Origin of the sequence: Micromonospora sp. NPDC049102 (assembly GCF_043197485.1) — a bacterium.
GTDB lineage: Bacteria > Actinomycetota > Actinomycetes > Mycobacteriales > Micromonosporaceae > Micromonospora.
Map to the genome: position 1 here is coordinate 52,243 of NZ_JBICTE010000016.1, position 20,618 is coordinate 72,860.

The window sequence follows — 20,618 nt, forward strand, 5'->3', positions numbered from 1 at the left end:
GGGGAGGGGAGGGCGGGGAGGGGAGGGGTTAGCGCTTCAGGCGGCGGTACACGCCGCGCTGCGCATTCGCATCAGGTCCACGTGCCGACGCCGGGTCAGGGCCGGCATGCGCCGGACGGCCGGTGGCGTGAGGCTGAGGATGTACATGCGGTCTCCCGGGTCTTGGTGCTGACCTGGGTGCCAGGCCACGCTTGCACCGACGTCCTGCCGGTGCCTGGTCTTCACCCGGGGCACCCCACCGCGGAGGAGGGTTGCCGGCCAGCGAGCCGGGGCTTGTCGCTGGCGCTCATGACCTGCGTCGAGGTTAGCAGCAGCCACTGGTCGGTCGTCCAGCCGATATGACCACGCTCACCAGCCCTGGCCCGTGCCCGACGAGCAGGTCAACCGGCGTGCACGTGCGGCCGGCGCGTCTGGTCCGGCTCCTGACGGCGCAGGATCTCCCGGGTGACCGAGGCGATCTCGCCCTGCCCGAACGCCAGGTAGCGCAGCACGTTGCGGGCCGGACCGCCCTCGGTCCACTCGAAGTAGATGTGCGGGCGTCGCGCGCTGCGGTCGCGGATCTCCAGCAGCAGCGCGGCCAGTGCGTTGGGCACCGAGGAACTGGCCAGGCTGAGCACCGGGAAGTGGTCGTGCGCCACGCTGCCGCGCACCAGCAACCCGGTCTCGAAGTCCGACGGATCGGTGATCCGGACCTCGACGAAGATCACGTCACTGTCGTCGGGGAAGTCGTTGTCCGCCATGGCCTGGGCCAGCTTGTCGCGGTACTCCGTCAGGTCGCGGCGCTCCGGCTCGTGCGCGATCAGGCGGATGCGACGGTCGGCGCGCTCGTCGATCATCCCGGTCGCCACCTCGTCGAGCTCGACGTGGTCGACCCGCAGCTCGAACGCCCGCAACACCCGCGACAGCGCCGACACCAGGATCATCGCGCCGATGAAACAGGCGGCGATCTTCACACCGTCGGGACGCTCCACGACGTTCGCCACGGTGGTGTAGACGAACACCACCGCGATGACCCCGAACGCGACCGCGCGACCGCGCTGACGCCGCCGCCGCGCCGCGAGGGTCACGGCCGTCGCCGCCGAGGTGATCAACACCAGAACCCCGGTGGCGTACGCGCCGCCCTGCGCGTCGACGCTCGCGGAGAAGACGACCGTGATCAGGAACGCCACCCCGGTGAACACCAGCACCAGCGGCCGGACCGCGCGGGCCCACGTCGGTGCCATGCCGTAGCGGGGCAGATACCGGGGTACGAGGTTGAGCAGCCCGGCCATCGCGGACGCCCCCGCGAACCAGAGGATTCCGATGGTGGAGAGGTCGTAGACCGTGCCGAACACCCCTCCGAGATGCTGGTGGGCCAGGTAGGCCAGCGCCCGGCCGTTGGCGGCCCCGCCCGGCTGGAACGCCTCGGGCGGGATCAGCACGGTGGTGGTGACGCTGCTGGTGATCAGGAAGACGCTCATCGTCGCGGCGGCGGTGGTGAGCAGCCGCCGCGAGCCCCGGATGCGGCCCAGCGGCCGATCCTCCGAGTCCTGGCGGTCCCCCCGGATGTGCGGCATCACCGCCACCCCGGTCTCGAAGCCGGACAGCCCCAGCGCCAGCTTCGGGAACACCAGCAGGGACAGCGCGACGACCATCAGCGGGTCGCCGTGCCCGGTGCGCAGCGCGGTGCTCCAGTCCCCGACCGCGCTGGGGTGGTTCACCACCCGCCACAGCGCGTCGGCGATCACCACCGCGTTCAGCGACAGGTAGACCGCGACGAGGACGACGGCGATCCCGATGGCCTCGCCGAACCCCTTGAGGAACACCGCGCCGAGCAGGGCCACGAGCAGCAGCGTGAGCACCACCTCGTGACCCTTGAGCCCGCCGGGCAGGAACGGGTTCTCGTCGATGTGGGCGGTCGCGTCGGCCGCGGACAGGGTGATGGTGATGATGAAGTCGGTGGCCGCGAAGCCCAGCAGCACCAGCACAAACAGCTTGCCCGGCCAGTAGCTGAGCAGGCGTACGAGCATCGCGATCGAGCCCTCACCGTGCGGGCTCTCCACCGCCACCCGCCGGTAGACCGGCAGCGCGCCCAGCAGCGTGACCAGCACCAGCACCAGGGTCGACACCGGTGAGAGCGCCCCGGCAGCCAACGCCGCGATGCCCGGCTGGTAGCCCAGCGTCGAGAAGTAGTCGACGCCGGTCAGGCACATCACCTTCCACCACGGGTGGTGCCGCTCCTCCCGTGGTCGCACGTGCAGGCCCTGCGGCACGGGCTGCTGCGACTCGTCGGCGAGCAGCCAGCGCCGTACCCGGTCGGTCCGCCGGCCGGCACGCCTGTCCACCTCCACCGGCGTCACCCCCGTCCCGCCCATGGTCACCGCGAGTATCCGCCGTCCGGTCGACGTCCGTCCGGTGGTGCGCGGAACCTGCCCGCCGCGAGTACCGGTCCCGGCGGCGCGCCGAGGGTTTCGGGCTGGGAGCACGGGGGAAGCAGCGCCCCCGTCCCCAACCCCGGGCCGGGCAGCGCCGGGAAGGGAGCGGGCTCGTGCTTGGTGGCCGCCGCTTCCGCCGAGGCGACGGCTTCGGCCGCCAGCTCGACGAGCACGAGACCCGGTCCGGGGCCGTCCCGCCGCCGCAACCGGAGAGCTCGTCCGCCGGAGGTCTGGTCGACAGCGCCGTCTACATCCGGGGACACCGGTACGCCTCGCCGGCCGGCCTCGCCGAGACGTACTCGTGCCTCCAGGCGCAGGACGACGCGATGGCCTGGATCGGGTTGTACCGGCCCGACATCGACCAGATCTCGTCACTGGCGCGCGAGTTCCGCCTGCACGACCTGGCGGTCGAGGACGCGATCAACGCCCACCAGCGGCCCAAGCTGGAACGGTACGGACACACCCTCTTCGTGGTGCTGCGCGCCGCCCGCTACGACGACCTGCGGGAAGAGGTCGAGTTCTCCGAGCTGCACCTGTTCATCGGCCCCGGCTTCGTGGTCACGGTCCGGCACGGGGAGGCCCCCGACCTGGCCGCGGTACGACGCCGCATGGAAGCCGACGCCGCGATGCTCGCCCGAGGCCCCGAGGCGGTGCTGTACGCGATCCTGGACCAGGTCGTCGACGGGTACGCGCCGGTGGTCGCCGGGTTGGAGAACGACATCGACGAGATCGAGACCCAGGTCTTCGGAGGTGACCCGAACGCGAGCCGGCGCATCTACGGTCTCAGCCGGGAGGTCATCGAGTTCCAGCGGGCCGCCCGTCCGCTACTCGGCATCCTCGACGCGTTGGCGGCGGGAGCCGGCGACTACGGCACCGACGAGGAACTGCGCCGCTACCTGCGGGACGTCACCGACCACCTCACCCAGGTGGTGGAGCGGGTCGACGGGTTCCGGCACCTGCTGCAGAACATCCTCACCGTCAACGCGACACTTGTCTCGCAGCAGCAGAACGAGGAGATGCGCAGCCTCACGGCGGCCAGCTACGCGCAGAACGAGGAGCTGAAGAAGGTCTCCTCGTGGGCCGCGATCCTGTTCGCCCCCACCCTGATCGGCACGGTGTACGGCATGAACTTCGTCCACATGCCCGAGTTGAACTGGCGTTTCGGCTACCTGTTCGCGCTGCTGCTCATGGTGCTGGTGTGCGGAACCCTCTACCTGGTCTTCAAGCGTCGCGGCTGGCTCTGAACGACGCTCCCGCGACGCCGGCGGCTCACTCGATGCCGCGCAGGATGTGCCGCTCGTCCTCGACGTCGTCGTCACCGGCGCCGATGCGCCCGAGCAGCACGGCGGCGGCCCAGATGGTCAGCGGGGTGGCCGCGCCGGTCATGCCGCCGCCGGTACGGTCGTGCGTGGTCTGGCTCCGCTCGTTACGCGGTGGCCTGCGCTGAGCCTGCATGGGCCCTGCCTCTCCTCGTCGAAGCCGTCGCGGGCGGCGCGGTGTGCGTCCGCGCCCCCGGCCGGGCGGCCCGCTCACGGGTCGCCACCGGTACGGCATCCACGTCGAACCATCCCACGTCACACCGCGTTCGCACCCCTTGTTTTCGGTTTCCCGACTCACGCCCGCCAAACCGGACAAGTCGCCCGGACGTTCCGGTGATCGGTCGAGTGGGTAGCGACGCACGGGTGAGCGAACCTCTCGACCGGGTCACACCGGTGGCGGTCGGACGTGGCGCCCTACCCCGCTACGTGGCCGCGGCGACGCTCGCCCGGGGCGCGGACACCGGCGCGACAGTGCGCGTGGTGTTGCTGGCCACCGTGCCGGAGGTCGGGGCTGCTCGACCGGCCCTGCTCGGCGGTCTGCTGGCCACCTGCCTGACCGCGCCACATCTGCTCGGACCACTGGTGGCGCGCTGGTTGGACCGGGCACCGGACGGGCGGGGCCCGCTGACGGCCGGCTTCGTGACGTACGCCGCGGCGCTCCGCACGGCCGCTCTGCTGCTCGGCCGGACGCCGGTCGGCGTGCCCGCCGCGCTGCTCGTCCTGGCCGGGGCCTGCGGGCCGCTGCTCACCGGCGGACTGAGCAGCCGGCTCGCCGGGCTGCTCGCCCCCGACGAACGGTCGCAACGTCGGGGCCAGGGCTGGGACGCGGTGACGTACGGCCTGGGCAGCAGCGCCGGCCCGGGGGCCGTGGCGGCCCTCGCCGCGCTTGTCGGACCCCGGAATTCGGTGCTCGGTCTGAGCGTCGCCACCCTGCTCGCGGCCGCCCTCGTGGGCACGCTGCCGGCACGCGTGCCCACCGGCCGCCGGCCGGCGCGGACCACGTCCGCACACGGTGTGCTGCGGGCGTTGCTCGGGCCGGGCCCGCTGCGGCGGGTCACCGCCGTCACCACCCTCTCCGCGCTAACCGGCGGGACGCTGTCGGGACTCGCCATCGCGCTGGCGACGGATCTCGACCGGCCGGCGGTCTCCGGCGCGCTGCTGGCCGCCGCCTACGGTGGCGGAAACCTTGCCGCCGCGCTCCTGGTCACCGCGTTTCCGCTGACCGGCGAGCCGGAACGACTCACCGTCCGGTGGGTCGCGCTCGCCGCGGTGGGAATCGCCCTCTGCGCCGCCGAGCCCACCTTCGGTGTCGCCGTCGTCGCGTTCGCCCTCGCCGGAGCGGCGACCGCGCCACTCTTCGCCGCCACCCTGGCCGCCCGCTCGACGTACGCGCCGGACGCCGTACGGGCGCAGGTGTTCGTCTCGACGGCGGCCCTGCGGGGCGCCGCCGGCTCGCTGGGCACCGGGCTGGCCGGGGCGCTCGTCCCACTGGGACCGCGGCTGCTGCTCGTCGCCGGGGCGTCAGCGGTGGCGGCGACGGCCTCCGCGCGCGCTTTGCCGGATCGCCGCCCGGACTCCACCTCGGCTCGACCGTCCTTGTGAAACAGGCCCTAGGGCAGCGGGTGGGCGATGCCGCGGGCGTGGTCCGTGAGCGCCGCGCCGACCACTGTCGCCGCCACCGGCAGCACCTCCAGGCAGCGGCGGATCGCGGCGGCCATCAGCGTGTTCGGTACGCGCATCGACAGTGTGCAGTGCGGCACCCAGCGCCCCGGCTGGTAGTGCTCGACCAGCCCGACACCGGCGGCGGCGAGTCGGCCGTGCACCAGCCGGTGATGTGCCAGCAGCTCCGCCGTCGGCGTCGGGCCGAGCCACAGCACCCGCCCGACGAACTGCCCGGCGTGCTGGAAGTCGAGTCGCAGCGGGGCTGCCACGACCGTGCCGCGCAGCGCCTCGGCGACCTGGTCGGGGTCGAAGCGGGGCGCCACCGCGAGCGACACGTGCGGGCGGTGCCGCTGCTCCAACAGCGAGCGCATGCTCTGCACACCCTCGGCCTCCAGGGCGTCCCACAGCACCCGGATGCGCCGGGTGGCGTCCGGGTCCAGATACAACTCCAGCGCCGCGACCACGTGATCACCGTAGCGGGCAGGATCGGGTCGTCGGTGCCCGGCGGTACGGTGATCCAATACCGACCAGGAGGCGTACCCGTGGACGTGAGTGACCTGCTGACCGAGACGTACGACCGGCTGCCCGACCTCGTCCGCGCGGCGGTCGACGGCCTCACGCCCGAGCAGTTGCGCTGGGCGCCAGCCGAGGGCGCCAACCCGGTCGGCTGGCTCGTCTGGCACCTGACCCGCGTTCAGGACCACCACGTCGCCGACCTGCTCGACGCCGAGCAGATCTGGATGAGTGGCGACTGGGCGGGCCGGTTCGGGCTCATCGCCGACCCGCACGACACCGGCTACGGTCACACGCCCGAGCAGGTCGCGGGAGTACGGCCGGAGAGCGCGCAGGCGCTGATCGACTACTACGGCGCGGTCTCGGCGCGTACCGGATCGTTTCTCACCGGGCTGCGTCCGGCGGACCTGGACCGCATCGTCGACGAGTCGTGGGACCCGCCGGTCACCCTCGGCGTGCGGCTGGTCAGCATCGCCGACGACGACGCGCAACACGCCGGCCAGGCCGCCTACGTCCGCGGCCTCATAAAGCAAGCCTGACCCCCCCGCCCCCGCCCCCACCCGACCCCGCGATCTTGCACTTTGGGTTGTTGATGTGGGGTCTTCTGGGCGATGTGTCGCCACAGAAAGTGCAAGATCGCGGGGGAGTGGGGCTCACCTGGTTCGGGTGAGGCCCGCTCACCCTTTTCCGGGTGATCCTGCGGGGATGCGGGAGGGGATGTGATGGCCACGACGGCGTCGAGCTACCTGGAGCAGTTGGACACGAGCCGGTCTTTCGACCTGCCGGAGACGACCACCGGGACGCTCCGGCTGGATCTGCGCGACGACGGGCACACCGAGCACTGGTACCTGACCGTGGCGGGCCAGCACCTCGCGGTCACCCGCTCGGCCGAGGACGCGGACCTGATCGTCCGCGCCGCCCGTAGCGTCTTCGACGAGTTGGTCAACGGTGACCTGCCCCCGGGCACGGCCATGCTGCGCAACGAGCTGACCCTGCGGGGCGACATGCGGCTGCTGCTGGTGCTGCGGCGCGTCCTGCCGGGGCCGAAGGGTGCTCGACACCCACGTGAGCTGGGACGGGCCGCGCTGGCCCGCCGACACGCGTCCGCCGGGCGGGCGGCGTCCGGCGGGCGGGACGACCGGCCATGAGGCAGGAACTCGTGCACGTCCTCGCCGGAAACGTGTTCGCCATCAGCGATGCCCAGGGTGACATCGAGATGGATCCGCAGGAGCCCGTCGGGCTCTTCGCGTTCGACACGCGCTTCCTCTCGCACTGGGTGCTCACGATCGACGGGGAGCCGATCAACGCTCTCTCCCGCGACGACATGACGTACTTCGAGACCCGGTTCTTCCTGGTGCCCGGCGCGGAGAGCCACTACGTCGACGCGGACGTGTCGATCATCCGGCACCGCTCGATCCACGAGTGCTTCCACGAGAAGATCATTGTGCTCAACCATTCGCCGCAGCCCGCCGAGCTGACCGTACGCATGGAGATGGGCAGCGACTTCGCCGACATCAACGAGATCGGGGACGTGCGGCGGCGGAACGTACGGGTCGACGTCGACTCGGCGCGCCAGCGGCTCACCCTGCGCTACGAGCGGCAGCGCTTCGTCCGCGAGACGACGATCAGCAGCACCGCCGCTGTCGATGTCGACGAAGGCGGGATGACGTTCCGCCTCCGCGTCTCCCCGCACGGGCGGTGGGAGACCGACCTGCACGTCGTCCTGGCCGTCGTCGGGGAGGGCGGTCAGGACATGCGGGCCAGCCTGCAGGCGCACCAGCGGTCGGTCCGCACCGGGATGCGGGAGGATCTCCAGGACTGGCTCGACCGGGCGCCGCAGCTGGTGGCCGAGCGCGACGGCCTGGAGATGATGTATCGGGGGAGCCTCGCCGACCTGGCCGCGCTGCGCTACCGGCCACTGTCGACCGCCGAGCGCGTGCCGGTCGCCGGCCTGCCGTGGGCGATGGCCTTCCTGGGTCGGGACAGCATCATCACCTGCCTGGAGACGCTGGCGTTCACCCCGGAGTTGACGCCCGCCACGCTGCGGATGCTGGCCCTGGTGCAGGGCGGGCACCTCGACGACGAACGCGAGGAGGAGCCCGGCAAGATCATTTCTGAGCTCCGCTACGGCGAGTCGAGCGTCTTCGGCGTGCGACCGGGCGCGGTGTACTACGCCGGCGCCGACATGACCCCGCTGTTCGTCGTGCTGCTCGACGAGTACGAGCGCTGGTCCGGTGACGCCCAACTGGTCCGCGAGCTGCGTCAACCGGCCCGGATGGCGCTGGACTGGATCGACGAGTACGGCGACATGACCGGCGACGGTTACGTGCGCTACCAACGCCGCAACGAGCGCGTCGGCACGGTCAACCAGTCCTGGAAGGACTCCCCGGACGCGATAGTCGACGCGCACGGCCGGACGCCCGAGCTCCCCCTCGCCACCTGCGAGTTGCAGGGCTACGCGTACGACGCGAAGAGGCGCGGCGCCCGGCTGGCCCGCGAGTTCTGGGGCGACCCGGCGTACGCCGACCGCCTCGACGCGGAGGCGACCGCGCTCAAGGAGCGGTTCAACAGGGACTTCTGGCTGCCGCACCGGGAGTACTACGCCCTGGCGCTCGACCCGTACGGCGAGCCGGTCGACGCCCTGTCGTCCAACATCGGGCAGCTGCTGTGGAGCGGGATCGTCTCGGACGATCGGGCCGAGGCGGTCGCCGAGCACCTGGTCGGGCCCCGGCTGTTCAACGGCTGGGGCGTACGGACCTTCGCCGCCGGCCAGCGCCCGTACAACCCGGTGGGGTCCCACCTGGGGGCGGTGTGGCCGTCGGACAACGCCCTGATCGCCGCCGGGCTGCGGCACTACCGCTTCGACGCGCACGCGGCCCGGATCGCGGCCGGCATCTTCGACATGGCGCAGACGCTCGGCGGGGCGGTGCCGGAGCAGATCGCCGGCTACGAGCGGAGCCTGACGAAGTATCCGGTCCAGTTGCCCTCGGCCGGACGCCCGAAGTCGTGGTCGTCGGGAGCCCTGCTGATGTTGCTGGGCACCCTGCTGGGTCTGCGGCCCACCGGCGAGGACCTGCTGGTCAGGCCCGCCCTGCCCGCGGGTTTCGGCCGCGTCGACCTGCTCGGCGTGCCCGGACGCTGGGGCCACACCGACGCGTACGCCGGCGAGCGCTCCACCCAGCCGGTCAGACCTCCGACGTCCCTTCCCCGGTCCTGAGGTCGGCGGCCGTCGTGCCGCCCGTGCTCCTCTCGACGACGGGGGAGCGCCCGGGCCGCCGGGCCGGGGGAGGGCGACGGTGTTGCGCCTGGGCGCGGCGGAAGCCCTGCACGGCGTGACCCAGACCGGCCAGCTCCCCGGGGCGGGCCGCGGTGCGAACCGCCGTCAGCAGCAGCACGACCGGATACGCGGCAGCCGACGGCATGGCGGCGAGGCCACCGAGCAACCGCTCGGCGGTCTCCTGGTCTATCCGGTCCGCGCTCATCTCGTGTCCCTCAGCGCCGCCCCGTCGGGCGATGTCACATCCGCCCCCGGTCGGGGGGAGCGGGACACGAGGTGAACGTGGACCGGCGACCGCCGGACCGGGCTCAGCCCATGATCTTCGCCCCGTCGATCGCCTCCCGCAGGATGTCGGCGTGCCCGGCGTGCTGGGACGTCTCGGCGATCAGGTGCAGCAGCACCCGACGCACCGTCCAACTCGCGCCCGGCTCGAACCACGGGGCCTGCGGCAGCGGGTGGGCCGCGTCCAGGTCGAGGGCGGCGATCAGCTCGTCGGTGTGGGCGGCCACCGATCGGAACCGCTCGACCAGCCCGGCCAGGGTCTCGCCCGGTGCCATCCGGAACTGGCCGACCCAGTCGATCTCGGACCGCTGCATCGCCTCCGCGCCACCCACGGCGAACAGCATCCACCGCTCCTCGGTGCCGGCGACGTGCTTGACGAGCCCGCCGAGGCAGAGCTCGCTCACGGTGCTACGGGTGGCCGCCTGCTCGTCGGTCAGCCCGTCGACGGTCTGCAGGAGGAAGCCCCGGTGCCGGCGCAGCGTCTGCAGCAGGTCGGCTCGTTCCCCGGTGAGCTGCGCGGTGCTGGTCATGGTGTCGCCCTTTCCTCGGAGTCCGTCGGCGGTCAGCCTAGGACCGGGCACCGACACTTCGAGGTCGAGACACGACGAGGCACCGGCCGCCAGCGGTTGCCGATCGGGGTGCGGGACTGTCCACTGAACGACATGGGTGTCATCAAGGTGGGCACGTCGTCCTGGGCCGACCAGACGTTGCTGCGGTCCGGCTGGTATCCCCGCTCGGCCAACACGCCGACGCGCCGGCTGGCCTTCTACGCCAGCCGGTTCCCGCTGGTCGAGGTGGACACGTCCTACTACGCCGTTCCGGTGCCGGAGACGACGCAGGGCTGGGTCGAGGCGACGCCCGACGACTTCACCTTCAACGTCAAGGCGTTCAGCCTCTTCACCGGGCACCCCACGCCGGTCGCCGTGCTGCCTCGCGACCTGCGGCCGGCCGCCGGCCCCAGCCGGGTCCGCCGGCGTGACCTGCCCGAGCAGACGTACGACGAGTTGTGGGTCCGCTTCCGGGCGGCGCTGGCCCCGGTCGCGGCCGCCGGCAAGTTGGGCACCGTGCTTCTGCAGTTCCCGCCCTGGCTGGCGCGCGGCGACGCCGCCGAGCGGCGCATCGTGGAGCTGGCCCAGCGGTGCCAGCCGTGGCGCGTGGCGGTGGAGCTGCGGCACGGGTCCTGGTTCGACGGCGCCGCCACGACCGCGACTCTGGACCTGCTGCGCGCGCACGACCTCTCACTGGTCTGCGTGGACATGCCGCAGGGGCATCCGTCGTCGGTGCCACCGATCCTGACGCGGACGGCGGAGCCGGCGATCGTCCGCTTCCACGGCCACAGCGACGCGTGGCGCGACGGCGACAAGCAGGACAAGTTCCGCTACGCGTACGCCGAGCAGGAACTGCGCGACTGGGCGGAACGACTGGCCGGGCTGGCCGCGGACGTCGACGACCTGCACGTGCTGTTCAACAACTGCTGTGCCGGGCAGGCCCAGCGCGACGCGACCCGGTTGGCGCAACTGCTCGCCGAGACCATGCTCGCCGACGCGCGGGTACCGGTCGGGCCGCGTCGGCCGTCCGACGGTCAGACCGTCGCGGCCTCGACCGGCTGACACGCTGCCCGCGTGCACCCCGTTCCGAGCGGGGCACGCGGGCGATCAGGAGCGTCGACCCCGGGTGCGTAGCGCGTCCTGGGAACGCTCGGTGACGTCCGCTTCGTCGGGAAAGCTCCGGCCGCTGGGCGCCGGGTCCGGCGGCGCGCCCGGCCCGGCCACCGTGGTGCGGGTGGGCTCGACCGAGCCGAAGCCGTGCCGGCCCGCCGGACCGCTCTGCCCGGCCGGGGCGCCCGCGCGCCGTTCACCGCGCCGCCCCTCGGGCACCGCCGTCTCCTCGCTGCCCTCGTCCATCGGCGAGTCGTCGCCCGCACCCCAGGGCGCGTCGGCGTCGAAGTCGTCGCCCGTACCCCACGGGTTGGTCGCCTCCGGTTCGAGCCGGTCACCGCCGCGTCCCTCGTGTGCCGTCATGGCCACCTCGCTCGGTTGGTCCGCCGCTGTCGACGGACGGATTGCCCGGATGCCGGACCCGGTCCTGTCACTCGATGCCGCCGGGCGCGGGGCCGGCCGATCCTCCGGCGTGGTCCCTGCCCCTCAGGCGTGCCGCGCGGGTGCGCGGGGTCGGCCGGTGCCCCGTCGTCGACGGTCCGGCGGGACACCGGCCGACCCGACGCTCAGCGTCCGGCCATCGCCATCTGCCGTTTGCCGACGCCCATGCCCATCTTGGCCAGGCCCGTCGGGGCGCCGCGCATCCCGCCGGTGCGGCTCAGGATCCCCCGCAGCACCTGGCCGGGCTTCTGCTGCTCACCCATGTACGCGGTGACCACGACCAGCGATCCGGTCAGCGCCGGGATCGCCCACTGGAGCAGCTTCATCTGTCGCTGCGAGGAGGCGACGCTGGCCGGTGTCTGGTGATTGGGCTCGGTGGCGCCGCTCACCGGCGGACCGCCCGCCTTCTCCAACCGCATGCCGACCAACCGGCTGTAGCCGGTGACGGCGAGCGCGCCGATCGTCAGGGCCGTCTTGATGGCGCTGGCCCGGCCGACCCCGCGCTGGGCCGCCACCCGTGGGCTCTCCGTGACCAGTTCGCCGACCGCTCCGGCGAGGTGCGCGCCGATCGCGGCCGCGTTGACCGGCGTCCACTTCGACCATCCGGCCGAGGCGACCGGGAGCCGCTGGGTCGAGTCGTTGATTTTCGCCGCTGCGCCATTGACGCCGAAGGCACCCATGAGGGAGCCACCGAACCAGGCCGCCAGACCCAGATCGTGCATGGAGCGCAGTGCGGTGTGTCGTTCGGACATGTGATCCCCTTCCGCCGTGTCGGGCGACGCGGCTTACCCGTCGCCCGGGCGGCTAACCCCGTCGTCCGCCGGTCGATCCCCGCCAGCGTAGGCGCGACAGGGACATACGGGCGTCGTGGTCGCAGATCGTCACCGGGAGGAGTCGTCGGCGCGGCGGCGGGTAGATCCCGTCGACGCTGACGGAGAGGGGAACGGCATGTCGCAGCCGGACGAGGTCCGCGAGAAGACCCCCAAGACCGACGCGGTGCTCATGCACCCGGACAACGATCCGCACCGCAACACCGCCGAGGTCGCGCCGCGCAAGGACCACGCGCCGATCGAGGTGGAGCGCGACGGCGACCGGTCGCCGTTGGAGCAGGAGGACTGAGCCGACACGACGGAGGCCCCGTCGGGTGACGGGGCCTCCGGTGGCGGAACCGATCAGGAGACGGAGATCGTCCCGTTGCTGGCACGGACACACGACACCGCGCGGGCGGCGGTGACCGCCGCGCCGGCGAGGCACTGGCCCAGCACCTGGTGCCCGGTGGCGTTCGGGTGCCACGACTCCTGGCAGGTCTGGAAGTAGCTGACGCAGGTGTTGGCGATCCGCTGGATGGCGATCTTGTCCTTGCCGGCGAGGCTGGTCACGAAGGTGCCCGTCGCGCCGTCCTGGAGCCGGATGGGGGTGGCCAGCGCACCGGTCGGGCTGGACGTCGACTCGCACAGCCGCGCGCCGTCGAAGGCCCGCTGCACGTTCAGGTAGACCAGGTCGTCGTTGGGGAATTCGGCGGCCAGGGTGTCCCGGGTGGACTTGACGATGCCACCGAGACCCTGCGAGAAGCGGTGTCCCGGGGCGAGGCTGGCCAGGTGGATCGGGCATCCGGCCGCGTACCGCTCGGCGCCGAGGTCACGGAACTTGTCCCGGGTGTCGTCCCGGCCGTCCTCCTCGTAGAACGCCGGGTTCAGGTCCAGCGGCAGCGGGTTGGTGTAGTCCTGGAACACGATTCGGTGCTGCCCGTCCGCGTCCACCTGGTCGAGGGTGGTCAGGATCTGGCGTACGGCGGCGGTGGTCTCCGCGGTCGCGGCGCTGAGCTGCGCGGCCGTGGCCAGGTCCGCGTCGCTGCACGGCTTCTGCTCCACCGGCCCGTTCAGGTACGCCCAGAACTCCCACCAGCCGGTCCAGGCGTCGGCGATGAACCGGTTGGCACACGTCTCCGCGACGCTGCCGAAGGTGAACGAGCTGTTGTTGGAACCGAGGCCGATCAGCACCAGGTCGATGTCCTGGGTCTGCGCGACGGCACGCAGCTGGTCGAGCTGCGCGGCCACCGTGCGTCCCTTGGGCCGCGCCTGCGAGGCGGTGGCGATGTCGTGCGGCTGGCCGCCGGAGCAGGCCAGGTTGAACCGGTTCTGGATGCCGGGCAGGTTGGCCTGGTTCAGCGAGGCGTTCGCCGACCGGTGGCAGAAGAAGGCGTTGTTGTTCGGGGCCGTCCAGCCGGGAAATCCCTGGGTGACCCCGTTGGCGTCGACCACCGGGGTGTACGCCCCAGCGCCCTCCCCGCTGATGAAGCTGTCGCCGAGCGCCACGGCGGCGGTGGGCAGCGCGGCGGTAGCGGGGGCGGGCAGCGCGACGGCGGTCGACAACGCGGCTGTGACGATCGTGAGTGCCGCGGCGAGCGTGGTACGGCGGAACCTGGGCATGGGGCCCCCATCCATCGAAAGATGAAAGATTCTCTGAGAGCGCGATCAGATCACCCCTGTGCAACGGGCGTCAATGGCCCGTAACAGAATCGTTCGACGAAAGACACGACGGCTCCGGGCGCAACGGTGTGCGCCCAGCACGGGTCACCCGGCACTGTGGATGGCGTCGAACGCCGGTGCGCGCGCCGGCCTAGCGCGAGGGTGACTCCGGCGTCACGCGCCCCCGCCGGCGTCACCCTCGGAGCGGGCGCGCACGGCCGCGCCGAGCGCGTTCAGACCGACACCCCAGATCAGGAGTACGCAGAACCACTGCGCCCACCGCAGCGCGCTCATCTCCCCGGACAGCAGATTGCGGACGCTGCCGAGCGGTGTGAGCCACGGCTGTGCCGGACGCAGCGCGTCCACCGCCCCCAGCAGCCCGAACAGGCCCAGCGGGAGGACGATCGTGGCGAGGAACGCGACCACCCGCGAGCGCAGCAGCAGGCCCAGTCCGGTGCCCACCAGACCGGCGACGATCTGCACCAGCACGCTGCCCACCGCCACCGTGCCGACATGCCGCCACCGATCGTCCACCCCCACAGCCGGGGTCACGGCCAGTGTCGCGGCGCAGATCGCCACACCACCCACGCCGATCACGACCGTCGGCAGCAGCACCCCGAACACGGTCGGGGCGGCGTCGGCGCGAGCCCGGCGTGGATCACGTACGAGCAGGATGCCGAACAGTGGCGTCGCCACCGACATTAGGCTCTGGACCGCGCCCGACAGGTCGACGAACGTCCGGTCGGTGGGTGCCGCCGCCGCGACGAGCGCCACGGCGGTGAGCAGCCCCGCCAGAAGGGTGCCGGCGAGCAGCCAGCGGCGGGTACGCGTACCGAGGGAGCGCCGTAGGGCGTCGCCTGTCGTCTCGTCCACCTCGGCAACCTCCCGGCCTCCGCCGTGCATGCAACAGGAACCGTACCGGCGACGACTGTCGACGCGTGGTCCCGTGATCACCGTGCATCTCTCGGGTCGTCACCGATCGTGCCGCTCGGCAGCCGCGCCCAGCGGTATGCGGCACCTCGTCTCCTTTGTGCTCACGGGATGTGACAGACGTGGACAGTGCTAAATCTCTGTCTCTACAGTTCCCCCGTCTGGCCGTCTCACATACACGGGGGTTGCGGTGGCCATTGGCCGCTCCATGCATGCTGTCCACATTCCGAAATCATCAAGCCGTCGCCTGCTCGCCGCCGGAATCTCGGCGTCCATCGGCGTCGCCCTCCTCGCCGCACCCGCGTCGGCCGCGCCGACGTCGACGGGCGGCACCACGTCCAGCGGTACGACCGCGCGGGACGCCGCCCAGGCGACCGCCACGGCCACGCGTACCGGTCAGCGCGTCGAGGTCGAATCGGCACGTAGCGAGCTGACCCAGGTCTTCGCCAAGCCCGGCGGCGGCTTCGTCGCCGAGACCGCAGCCGTTCCACAGCGGGTCCGCCAGGCCGACGGCTCCTGGTCCGAGGTCGACCTGTCGTTGCACCGCGCGGCGACCGGCTGGCGACCGGCGGTCACCCCGGCCACCGTGCTGTTCTCGGCCGGCGGGCACGGTCCCGCCGCCACCCTGACCAACGGCGCCACGTCGATGACGCTGGGCTGGCCCGGGGCGCTGCCCGCGCCGAGCGTGTCCGGGGAGGCCGCCACCTACCCCGGGGTCCTGCCCGGTGTGGACCTGGTGCTGACGGCCACCCACACCGGCTTCACCCACGTCCTGGTGGTGAAGACCCCGCAGGCGGCGGCGAACCCGGCGCTGCGGGAGATCCGCTTCGACCTCGGGGGCGACGCACGGGTCCGGCGGGAGGCCGACGGCTCGCTGCGGGCGCTCGCCGGCGGGGCGGAGGTGGCACGCGCCGCCACCGCCGAGATGTGGGACTCCTCCGGCCCTGCCGGTGCGCCTCGTGCGGCGGCCTCCTCGCCGTCCGGTCCTGGCCTGGCCGCGCGTACCGCCCCCGTGGCGACCGCCGTCGACGCGGCGGGCGACCTCGTGCTGCGCCCGTCAGCGGGCCTGCTCGACCCGGCGAAGGCGACCTTCCCGGTCTACATCGACCCGGCCTGGTCAGCCCTCCCCTCCCGCTGGGCGTACGCCACGAACAACAACTCCACCAACAGCGACACCTCGGCTGCCCGGGTCGGATCGAACCCGGACAACGGGGTCGTCTACCGCTCCTACTTCGAGTTCCCGATCGGAAACCTCAGCGGCAAGATCATCAGGTCCGCGTCCGTGCAGGTGGTGGCGACCCACACCTGGTCCTGCTTCGACACCCCGACCTACCTCTACCAGTCGGGCGTGATCACGAGCATCCCGCGCACCGCCTGGGCGCCCGCGCTGACCACGCCCCGCGCCTCCGCGAACTCACACGCCAACGGAGGGTCGGGCTGCGCCGACTCCCCGCAGCCGCCGATGACCGTGCGGTTCACCGGCAACGTCGCCGCCGGCCTCAGCAGCGCGGCGTCCGCCCACCTGAGCACGATCACCTACGGTCTCTGCGCGTGCAGCGACTCGTCGGGGACCGGCGAGAGCACGGCGAACCGGTGGAAGAAGTTCGACCCGACCACCGCCCGCCTGCTGGTCGACTACGACACGCCGCCCACCCAGCCCACCGCTCTCCAGGTCGGTGGCGCGGCCTGTGTCACGGGCGAACGGGTCACCCTGGCCACCGCGCCGACGCTCTCCGCCGTCTTCCCCGACGCGGATGCCGGCCAGGTCCTCCAGACGGCGTACGAGCTGCTGGAGATTCCCGCCTCGGGCGTCTACGACAGCGCCACGCCGCGCATGACCGCGCCCACGGGCTCCACCGTCCTGGCCGGCGCCCGCTCCACCACGGCAGCGGTGACCGGCACGGCCGACGGGAAGTCGTCGTACGCCTTCCGGACCCGCAGCGACGACGGCTACGTGGCCAGCCCCTGGTCGGGGTGGTGCGAGTTCACGATCGACGACCAGCCGCCCACGGTGAGCGTGGACGCGGTCACCAGTCCCGCCCCGCCCGGCCAGCTCTACACCTACAAGCTGCGCTCGCCGGACCTGGACGTGGTCAGTTTCCGCTACGGCTGGAGCAACCCTCCCACCGAGGAAGCGGAGGCCGGCACGAGCCTCGGCTGGACCGGCACGACCGTTTCGGTGACCCTGGCGACGCCCGCCTATGGCACGAACACGCTGTACGTGGCCGCCGTGGACAGCGTCGGGAACGTCGGCTACAGCTCGCTTGTTATCCAGGTGCCGGCCCCGTAGGGCGGCCGACCACCAACCGGTCACGGCGCGGCTGACGCGTCGAAACCGGACAACAGCACACGATGTCGAGGCTCGCATTCGCAACGGGGATGCGGGCCTCGACTGCGGGGTGCCGTCGTCGTGTCACATCTGCCGGCTAGGCTCGCTGCGGCGCGCCGGCCGACCGATCAGTTCGGACGCGGCACCACACCGCCGAGACCGGGGAGTACGACCAGTTGACCGCAGAGCCTGACACCCTGTACGGGGCCGATGACCTCACCCACCTTGAGGGGCTGGACGCTGTCCGCAAGCGGCCCGGCATGTACATCGGTTCCACCGACAGCCGTGGCGTGGGTCACCTCGTCAACGAGATCCTCGACAACTCCACCGACGAGGGTGTCGCCGGTCACGCGAGCAACGTCGAGGTGATCCTGCACGCCGACGGTTCGGTGCAGGTCGACGACGACGGTCGCGGCATCCCCACCGACGTGCACGCCAAGTCCGGCATCTCCGGCGTCGAGCTGGTGCTGACCCGCCTGCACGCGGGCGGCAAGTTCGGCGGCTCCGGCTACAAGACCTCCGGCGGTCTGCACGGCGTCGGCGCCTCCGCCGTCAACGCGCTGTCCCGTCGTTTCGACGTCACCGTCCGCCGCGCCGGCAAGGTCCACTCGATGTCGTTCCGGCACGGGGTGCCGGGGATCTTCGACGGCGACGGGCCGGACGCGTCCTTCACCGCCGGCCCCGGCCTCCAGGTGACCGGGGCGATGAAGCGCGGCCAGCGCACCGGCACGTCCATCCGCTGGTGGCACGACGCCCGCTACTTCGAGACCGGCGCGGCGCTCGACGTCGACGCCGTCCGGATGAAGCTTCGCAACACCGCGTTCCTGGTCCCTGGCGTGACGTACCTGCTGCGTGACCTGACCGGCGAGGCGCCCGCCGAGGAGCGGTTCCACTACCCCAACGGGCTCAGCGACATGGTCGAGTTCCTCGCGCCGGCCGGTGACCGGCCGGTCTCCGGCATCCTGCTGGTCAACGGCGAGGGGACCTACCGGGAGAACGCCGCCGACGCCAACGGTGTCATGCAGTCCAACGTGCAGCGCCGCGCCGAGGTGGAAGTGGCGTTCCGCTGGGGCACCGGCTACGAGCGCACCGTCGAGTGCTTCACCAACACGATCCGCAACGCCCACGGTGGCACCCACCGCAAGGGCTTCGAACGGGCCCTCGTGCGCACCCTCGCCGACGCCGTCCGCAACACCCGCGGCCTGCTCAAGGCCAAGGAGGAGCCGCCGACCCTGGACGACGTCCTGGAGGGCATGACGGCCGTGGTGCACGTGCGGATTCCCGAGCCGCAGTTCACCTCCCAGACCAAGGACGAGCTGTCCACCACCGGCATCACCAAGGTTCTGCAGAGCCTCGTCGACGCGCACGTCAAGGCCTGGCTGGAGGACCGGCGCACCAAGGCCGAGGCGCGCGTCGTCCTGCAGAAGATCGTCGACGCGGCGCGGGTGCGACTCACCCAGAAGCAGCAGAAGGACGCCGCCCGGCGTAAGACCGCCCTGGAGGGCGCGTCCATGCCGCCGAAGCTGGTCGACTGCCGCGCGACGGGCATCGACCGCAGTGAGCTGTTCATCGTGGAGGGCGACAGCGCGCTGGGGACGAGCCGGATGGCGCGCTCGTCGGAATACCAGGCGCTGCTGCCCATCCGGGGCAAGATCCTCAACGTGCAGAAGGCCAACCTCCAGCAGGTTCTGGACAATGCCGAGTGCGCGGCCATCGTCCAGGTGCTGGGGGCGGGTTCGGGGCGGACGTTCGACCTCTCCGCGCTGCGCTACGGCCGCGTGCTGATCATGGCCGACGCCGACGTGGACGGCGCGCACATCCGTACGCTGCTGATCACCCTCTTCGCCCGCTACATGCGGCCGTTGATCGAGGCCGGTCGTCTCTACGCGGCGATGCCGCCCCTACACAAGATCACGACCAAGGGGCGGAACCCGCAGACCGTCTACACCTACACCCAGGCCGAGATGGAGACGACGGTCCGCAAGCTGGAAAAGGCCGGCAAGCAGATCGTCACGCCCATCCCGCGCTTCAAGGGCCTCGGTGAGATGGACGCCGACGAGCTGTGGGACACCACGATGAACCCGGCCACCCGGGCCGTCCGCCGGATCACCCTCGACGACGTGGACGCCGCCGAGCGCATCCTCGAACTGCTGATGGGCGAGAAGGTCGAGCCGCGCCGCAACTGGCTCATCGACTCCGCCGACCGGGTCGACCGCGAGGCGATCGACGCATGAGCACCTGTCTCGTTCGAGTGGAGAGCTGAGTCATGGCACGCCGTAAGGACAACAAGGTCGATCTCTCCTCGTTCGACCAGGCCGGCGCACGGGTCTTCGACAACCCGCTGGTCACCGAGGTCTCGGACTCCTACCTGGAGTACGCCTTCTCGGTCATCCACTCCCGCGCCCTGCCGGATGCCCGCGACGGCCTCAAGCCCGTGCACCGACGGATCCTCTGGTCGATGTACGAGCAGGGCTACCGCCCCGATCGTGGGCACGTGAAGTCCGCGCGCATCGTGGGCGACTGCTTCGTCGCCGGCACACTCGTCTCGACGCCGGTCGGTCTGCGGGCCATTGACGAGATCGAAGTCGGGGACCTCGTGCTCGACGGCGATGGAGCCTCCGTGCCGGTGACTGCTGTTTATCGGAATCCGACCTCCGAACTCGTGCGCGTGACCTGGAGTAACGGGCACACGATGCTCGTCACGCCGGGCCAGCGCTTCCGCGTGGTCGCCGATGACCTTTCGGTTGAATGGGCGGAGGCTCGGGATCTCTCGGGGCGACTGACATTGGCCTACGGCAGTCGTCGCAACGCGCTGCCGACTCCCGCTGGCGACGTCTATGACTATGTGCGCGGGCTGCTGGTGGCCGAAGGCTTTCCTGTCCATCGGTCTCGCGAGGCGGACGGTCGGGTCCGAATCCACATGTGTGACGTCGAGCCGCTGGATGTCGCTCACGGCTGGGCCATCGCCAGTGGATTGAATGTCTCGCGAGGTAAGCGCGAGGCGCGCAACCCTCTCCATCGCGACCAGCACATCTTGACCTTCAGCCGGCACGAAGGGCTGCTGGAGGCGACCGAGCCGCTCAGCCGGGACAAGTACATACCCCGCGACATCGTCGAGAACCGGTCGGCGTGGGCGCCGTTCCTCGCTGGCTTCTTCGACGGCGACGGTTACGTCCGTAAGCGCTTTAGAGAGATCGTCTTCGTCAGCACGAGCGAGCTGCTGGTGCGGCAGATCTACGCCATGCTCGCCGACCTGGGGCTGCATGGGCACCACTGGAGCGGCGGTCGCGCCTCCACGGGAAACCCGCTGTTCGGTCTCTCGATC

The 20,618-nt window shown here is 71.7% G+C and carries 18 protein-coding genes, 2 pseudogenes and 1 riboswitch; of the genes and pseudogenes, 11 read left to right on the plus strand and 9 right to left on the minus strand.

Translation table 11 applies throughout. The features are described from left to right. Positions 1 to 182: 182 nt before the first annotated feature. Positions 183 to 294: riboswitch (SAM riboswitch) on the minus strand. 86 nt (positions 295 to 380) lie between these two features. Then, a complete protein-coding gene (locus ACGFH9_RS17450; protein ID WP_393220220.1) occupies positions 381 to 2,354 on the minus strand; it encodes an amino acid transporter in 1,974 nt (657 codons plus the stop codon). Between the two features lie 173 nt (positions 2,355 to 2,527). Between ACGFH9_RS17450 and corA the strand changes: the two genes are divergently transcribed. Continuing rightward, positions 2,528 to 3,658, plus strand: coding sequence for a magnesium/cobalt transporter CorA (gene corA, locus ACGFH9_RS17455; RefSeq protein WP_393220095.1), 1,131 nt, complete (start codon positions 2,528 to 2,530; stop codon positions 3,656 to 3,658). 25 nt (positions 3,659 to 3,683) lie between these two features. Here the strand turns inward: corA and ACGFH9_RS17460 are convergent, their stop codons facing one another. Further along, a complete protein-coding gene (locus ACGFH9_RS17460) occupies positions 3,684 to 3,869 on the minus strand; it encodes a hypothetical protein (protein WP_355238168.1) in 186 nt (61 codons plus the stop codon). Positions 3,870 to 4,096: 227 nt separating this feature from the next. Here ACGFH9_RS17460 and ACGFH9_RS17465 point away from each other — a divergent pair, with 227 nt between their 5' ends. Then, positions 4,097 to 5,335: an MFS transporter gene (locus tag ACGFH9_RS17465; protein ID WP_393220098.1), complete on the plus strand. Its 1,239-nt coding sequence runs from the start codon at positions 4,097 to 4,099 to the stop codon at positions 5,333 to 5,335. 8 nt (positions 5,336 to 5,343) lie between these two features. Here ACGFH9_RS17465 and ACGFH9_RS17470 read toward each other — a convergent pair whose 3' ends face one another. After that, positions 5,344 to 5,859, minus strand: a complete 516-nt coding sequence (locus tag ACGFH9_RS17470) for a 2'-5' RNA ligase family protein (RefSeq protein WP_355238165.1) — start codon at positions 5,857 to 5,859, stop codon at positions 5,344 to 5,346. Positions 5,860 to 5,937: 78 nt separating this feature from the next. Here ACGFH9_RS17470 and ACGFH9_RS17475 point away from each other — a divergent pair, with 78 nt between their 5' ends. From ACGFH9_RS17475 to ACGFH9_RS17485, 3 genes are all read left to right on the plus strand, one after another. Continuing rightward, positions 5,938 to 6,447: a DinB family protein gene (locus ACGFH9_RS17475; RefSeq protein WP_393220100.1), complete on the plus strand. Its 510-nt coding sequence runs from the start codon at positions 5,938 to 5,940 to the stop codon at positions 6,445 to 6,447. 183 nt (positions 6,448 to 6,630) lie between these two features. Further along, entirely contained in the window at positions 6,631 to 7,056 is a 426-nt protein-coding gene (locus tag ACGFH9_RS17480; protein WP_393220103.1) for an SCP2 sterol-binding domain-containing protein, read from the plus strand. Then, positions 7,053 to 9,125, plus strand: coding sequence for a glycogen debranching N-terminal domain-containing protein (locus ACGFH9_RS17485; RefSeq protein WP_393220105.1), 2,073 nt, complete (start codon positions 7,053 to 7,055; stop codon positions 9,123 to 9,125). The genes ACGFH9_RS17480 and ACGFH9_RS17485 overlap by 4 nt, the downstream gene beginning before the upstream one ends. Here the strand turns inward: ACGFH9_RS17485 and ACGFH9_RS17490 are convergent. Beyond that, positions 9,094 to 9,390, minus strand: coding sequence for a hypothetical protein (locus ACGFH9_RS17490; protein WP_393220108.1), 297 nt, complete (start codon positions 9,388 to 9,390; stop codon positions 9,094 to 9,096). The genes ACGFH9_RS17485 and ACGFH9_RS17490 overlap by 32 nt on opposite strands. A gap of 103 nt (positions 9,391 to 9,493) precedes the next feature. After that, a complete protein-coding gene (locus ACGFH9_RS17495; RefSeq protein ID WP_393220110.1) occupies positions 9,494 to 9,997 on the minus strand; it encodes a DinB family protein in 504 nt (167 codons plus the stop codon). Positions 9,998 to 10,129: 132 nt separating this feature from the next. On the opposite strand from ACGFH9_RS17495, the gene ACGFH9_RS17500 reads away from it, so the two are divergent. Beyond that, positions 10,130 to 11,077, plus strand: a complete 948-nt coding sequence (locus ACGFH9_RS17500; protein WP_393220113.1) for a DUF72 domain-containing protein — start codon at positions 10,130 to 10,132, stop codon at positions 11,075 to 11,077. A gap of 45 nt (positions 11,078 to 11,122) precedes the next feature. Here the strand turns inward: ACGFH9_RS17500 and ACGFH9_RS17505 are convergent, their stop codons facing one another. Together ACGFH9_RS17505 and ACGFH9_RS17510 are read right to left on the minus strand one after the other, a co-directional pair. Beyond that, positions 11,123 to 11,488, minus strand: a complete 366-nt coding sequence (locus tag ACGFH9_RS17505) for a hypothetical protein (protein ID WP_393220115.1) — start codon at positions 11,486 to 11,488, stop codon at positions 11,123 to 11,125. 203 nt (positions 11,489 to 11,691) lie between these two features. After that, positions 11,692 to 12,318: a hypothetical protein gene (locus tag ACGFH9_RS17510; protein ID WP_393220118.1), complete on the minus strand. Its 627-nt coding sequence runs from the start codon at positions 12,316 to 12,318 to the stop codon at positions 11,692 to 11,694. A gap of 196 nt (positions 12,319 to 12,514) precedes the next feature. Between ACGFH9_RS17510 and ACGFH9_RS17515 the strand changes: the two genes are divergently transcribed. Continuing rightward, a complete protein-coding gene (locus tag ACGFH9_RS17515; RefSeq protein ID WP_393220120.1) occupies positions 12,515 to 12,685 on the plus strand; it encodes a hypothetical protein in 171 nt (56 codons plus the stop codon). Positions 12,686 to 12,738: 53 nt separating this feature from the next. Here the strand turns inward: ACGFH9_RS17515 and ACGFH9_RS17520 are convergent, their stop codons facing one another. Then, positions 12,739 to 13,995 carry a hypothetical protein gene (locus tag ACGFH9_RS17520; protein ID WP_393220123.1) on the minus strand — a complete coding sequence of 419 codons (1,257 nt, stop codon included), beginning with the start codon at positions 13,993 to 13,995 and terminating at the stop codon, positions 12,739 to 12,741. A gap of 213 nt (positions 13,996 to 14,208) precedes the next feature. After that, complete coding sequence (locus ACGFH9_RS17525) at positions 14,209 to 14,907, minus strand: hypothetical protein (protein WP_393220126.1); 699 nt, start codon at positions 14,905 to 14,907, stop codon at positions 14,209 to 14,211. Between the two features lie 265 nt (positions 14,908 to 15,172). On the opposite strand from ACGFH9_RS17525, the gene ACGFH9_RS17530 reads away from it, so the two are divergent. The 4 genes and pseudogenes from ACGFH9_RS17530 to ACGFH9_RS17545 all read left to right on the plus strand — a co-directional run. Beyond that, positions 15,173 to 17,254 (plus strand): hypothetical protein, encoded by a 2,082-nt coding sequence (locus ACGFH9_RS17530; RefSeq protein WP_393220128.1) that lies wholly within the window; start codon positions 15,173 to 15,175, stop codon positions 17,252 to 17,254. A 215-nt stretch (positions 17,255 to 17,469) separates the two neighbouring features. Then, complete coding sequence (locus ACGFH9_RS17535) at positions 17,470 to 19,527, plus strand: type IIA DNA topoisomerase subunit B (RefSeq protein ID WP_393220131.1); 2,058 nt, start codon at positions 17,470 to 17,472, stop codon at positions 19,525 to 19,527. A gap of 32 nt (positions 19,528 to 19,559) precedes the next feature. After that, positions 19,560 to 19,814: pseudogene (locus ACGFH9_RS17540) on the plus strand (DNA gyrase subunit A); the annotation flags it as partial. Positions 19,815 to 19,985: 171 nt separating this feature from the next. Continuing rightward, a pseudogene (locus tag ACGFH9_RS17545) lies at positions 19,986 to 20,618 on the plus strand (LAGLIDADG family homing endonuclease); the annotation flags it as partial.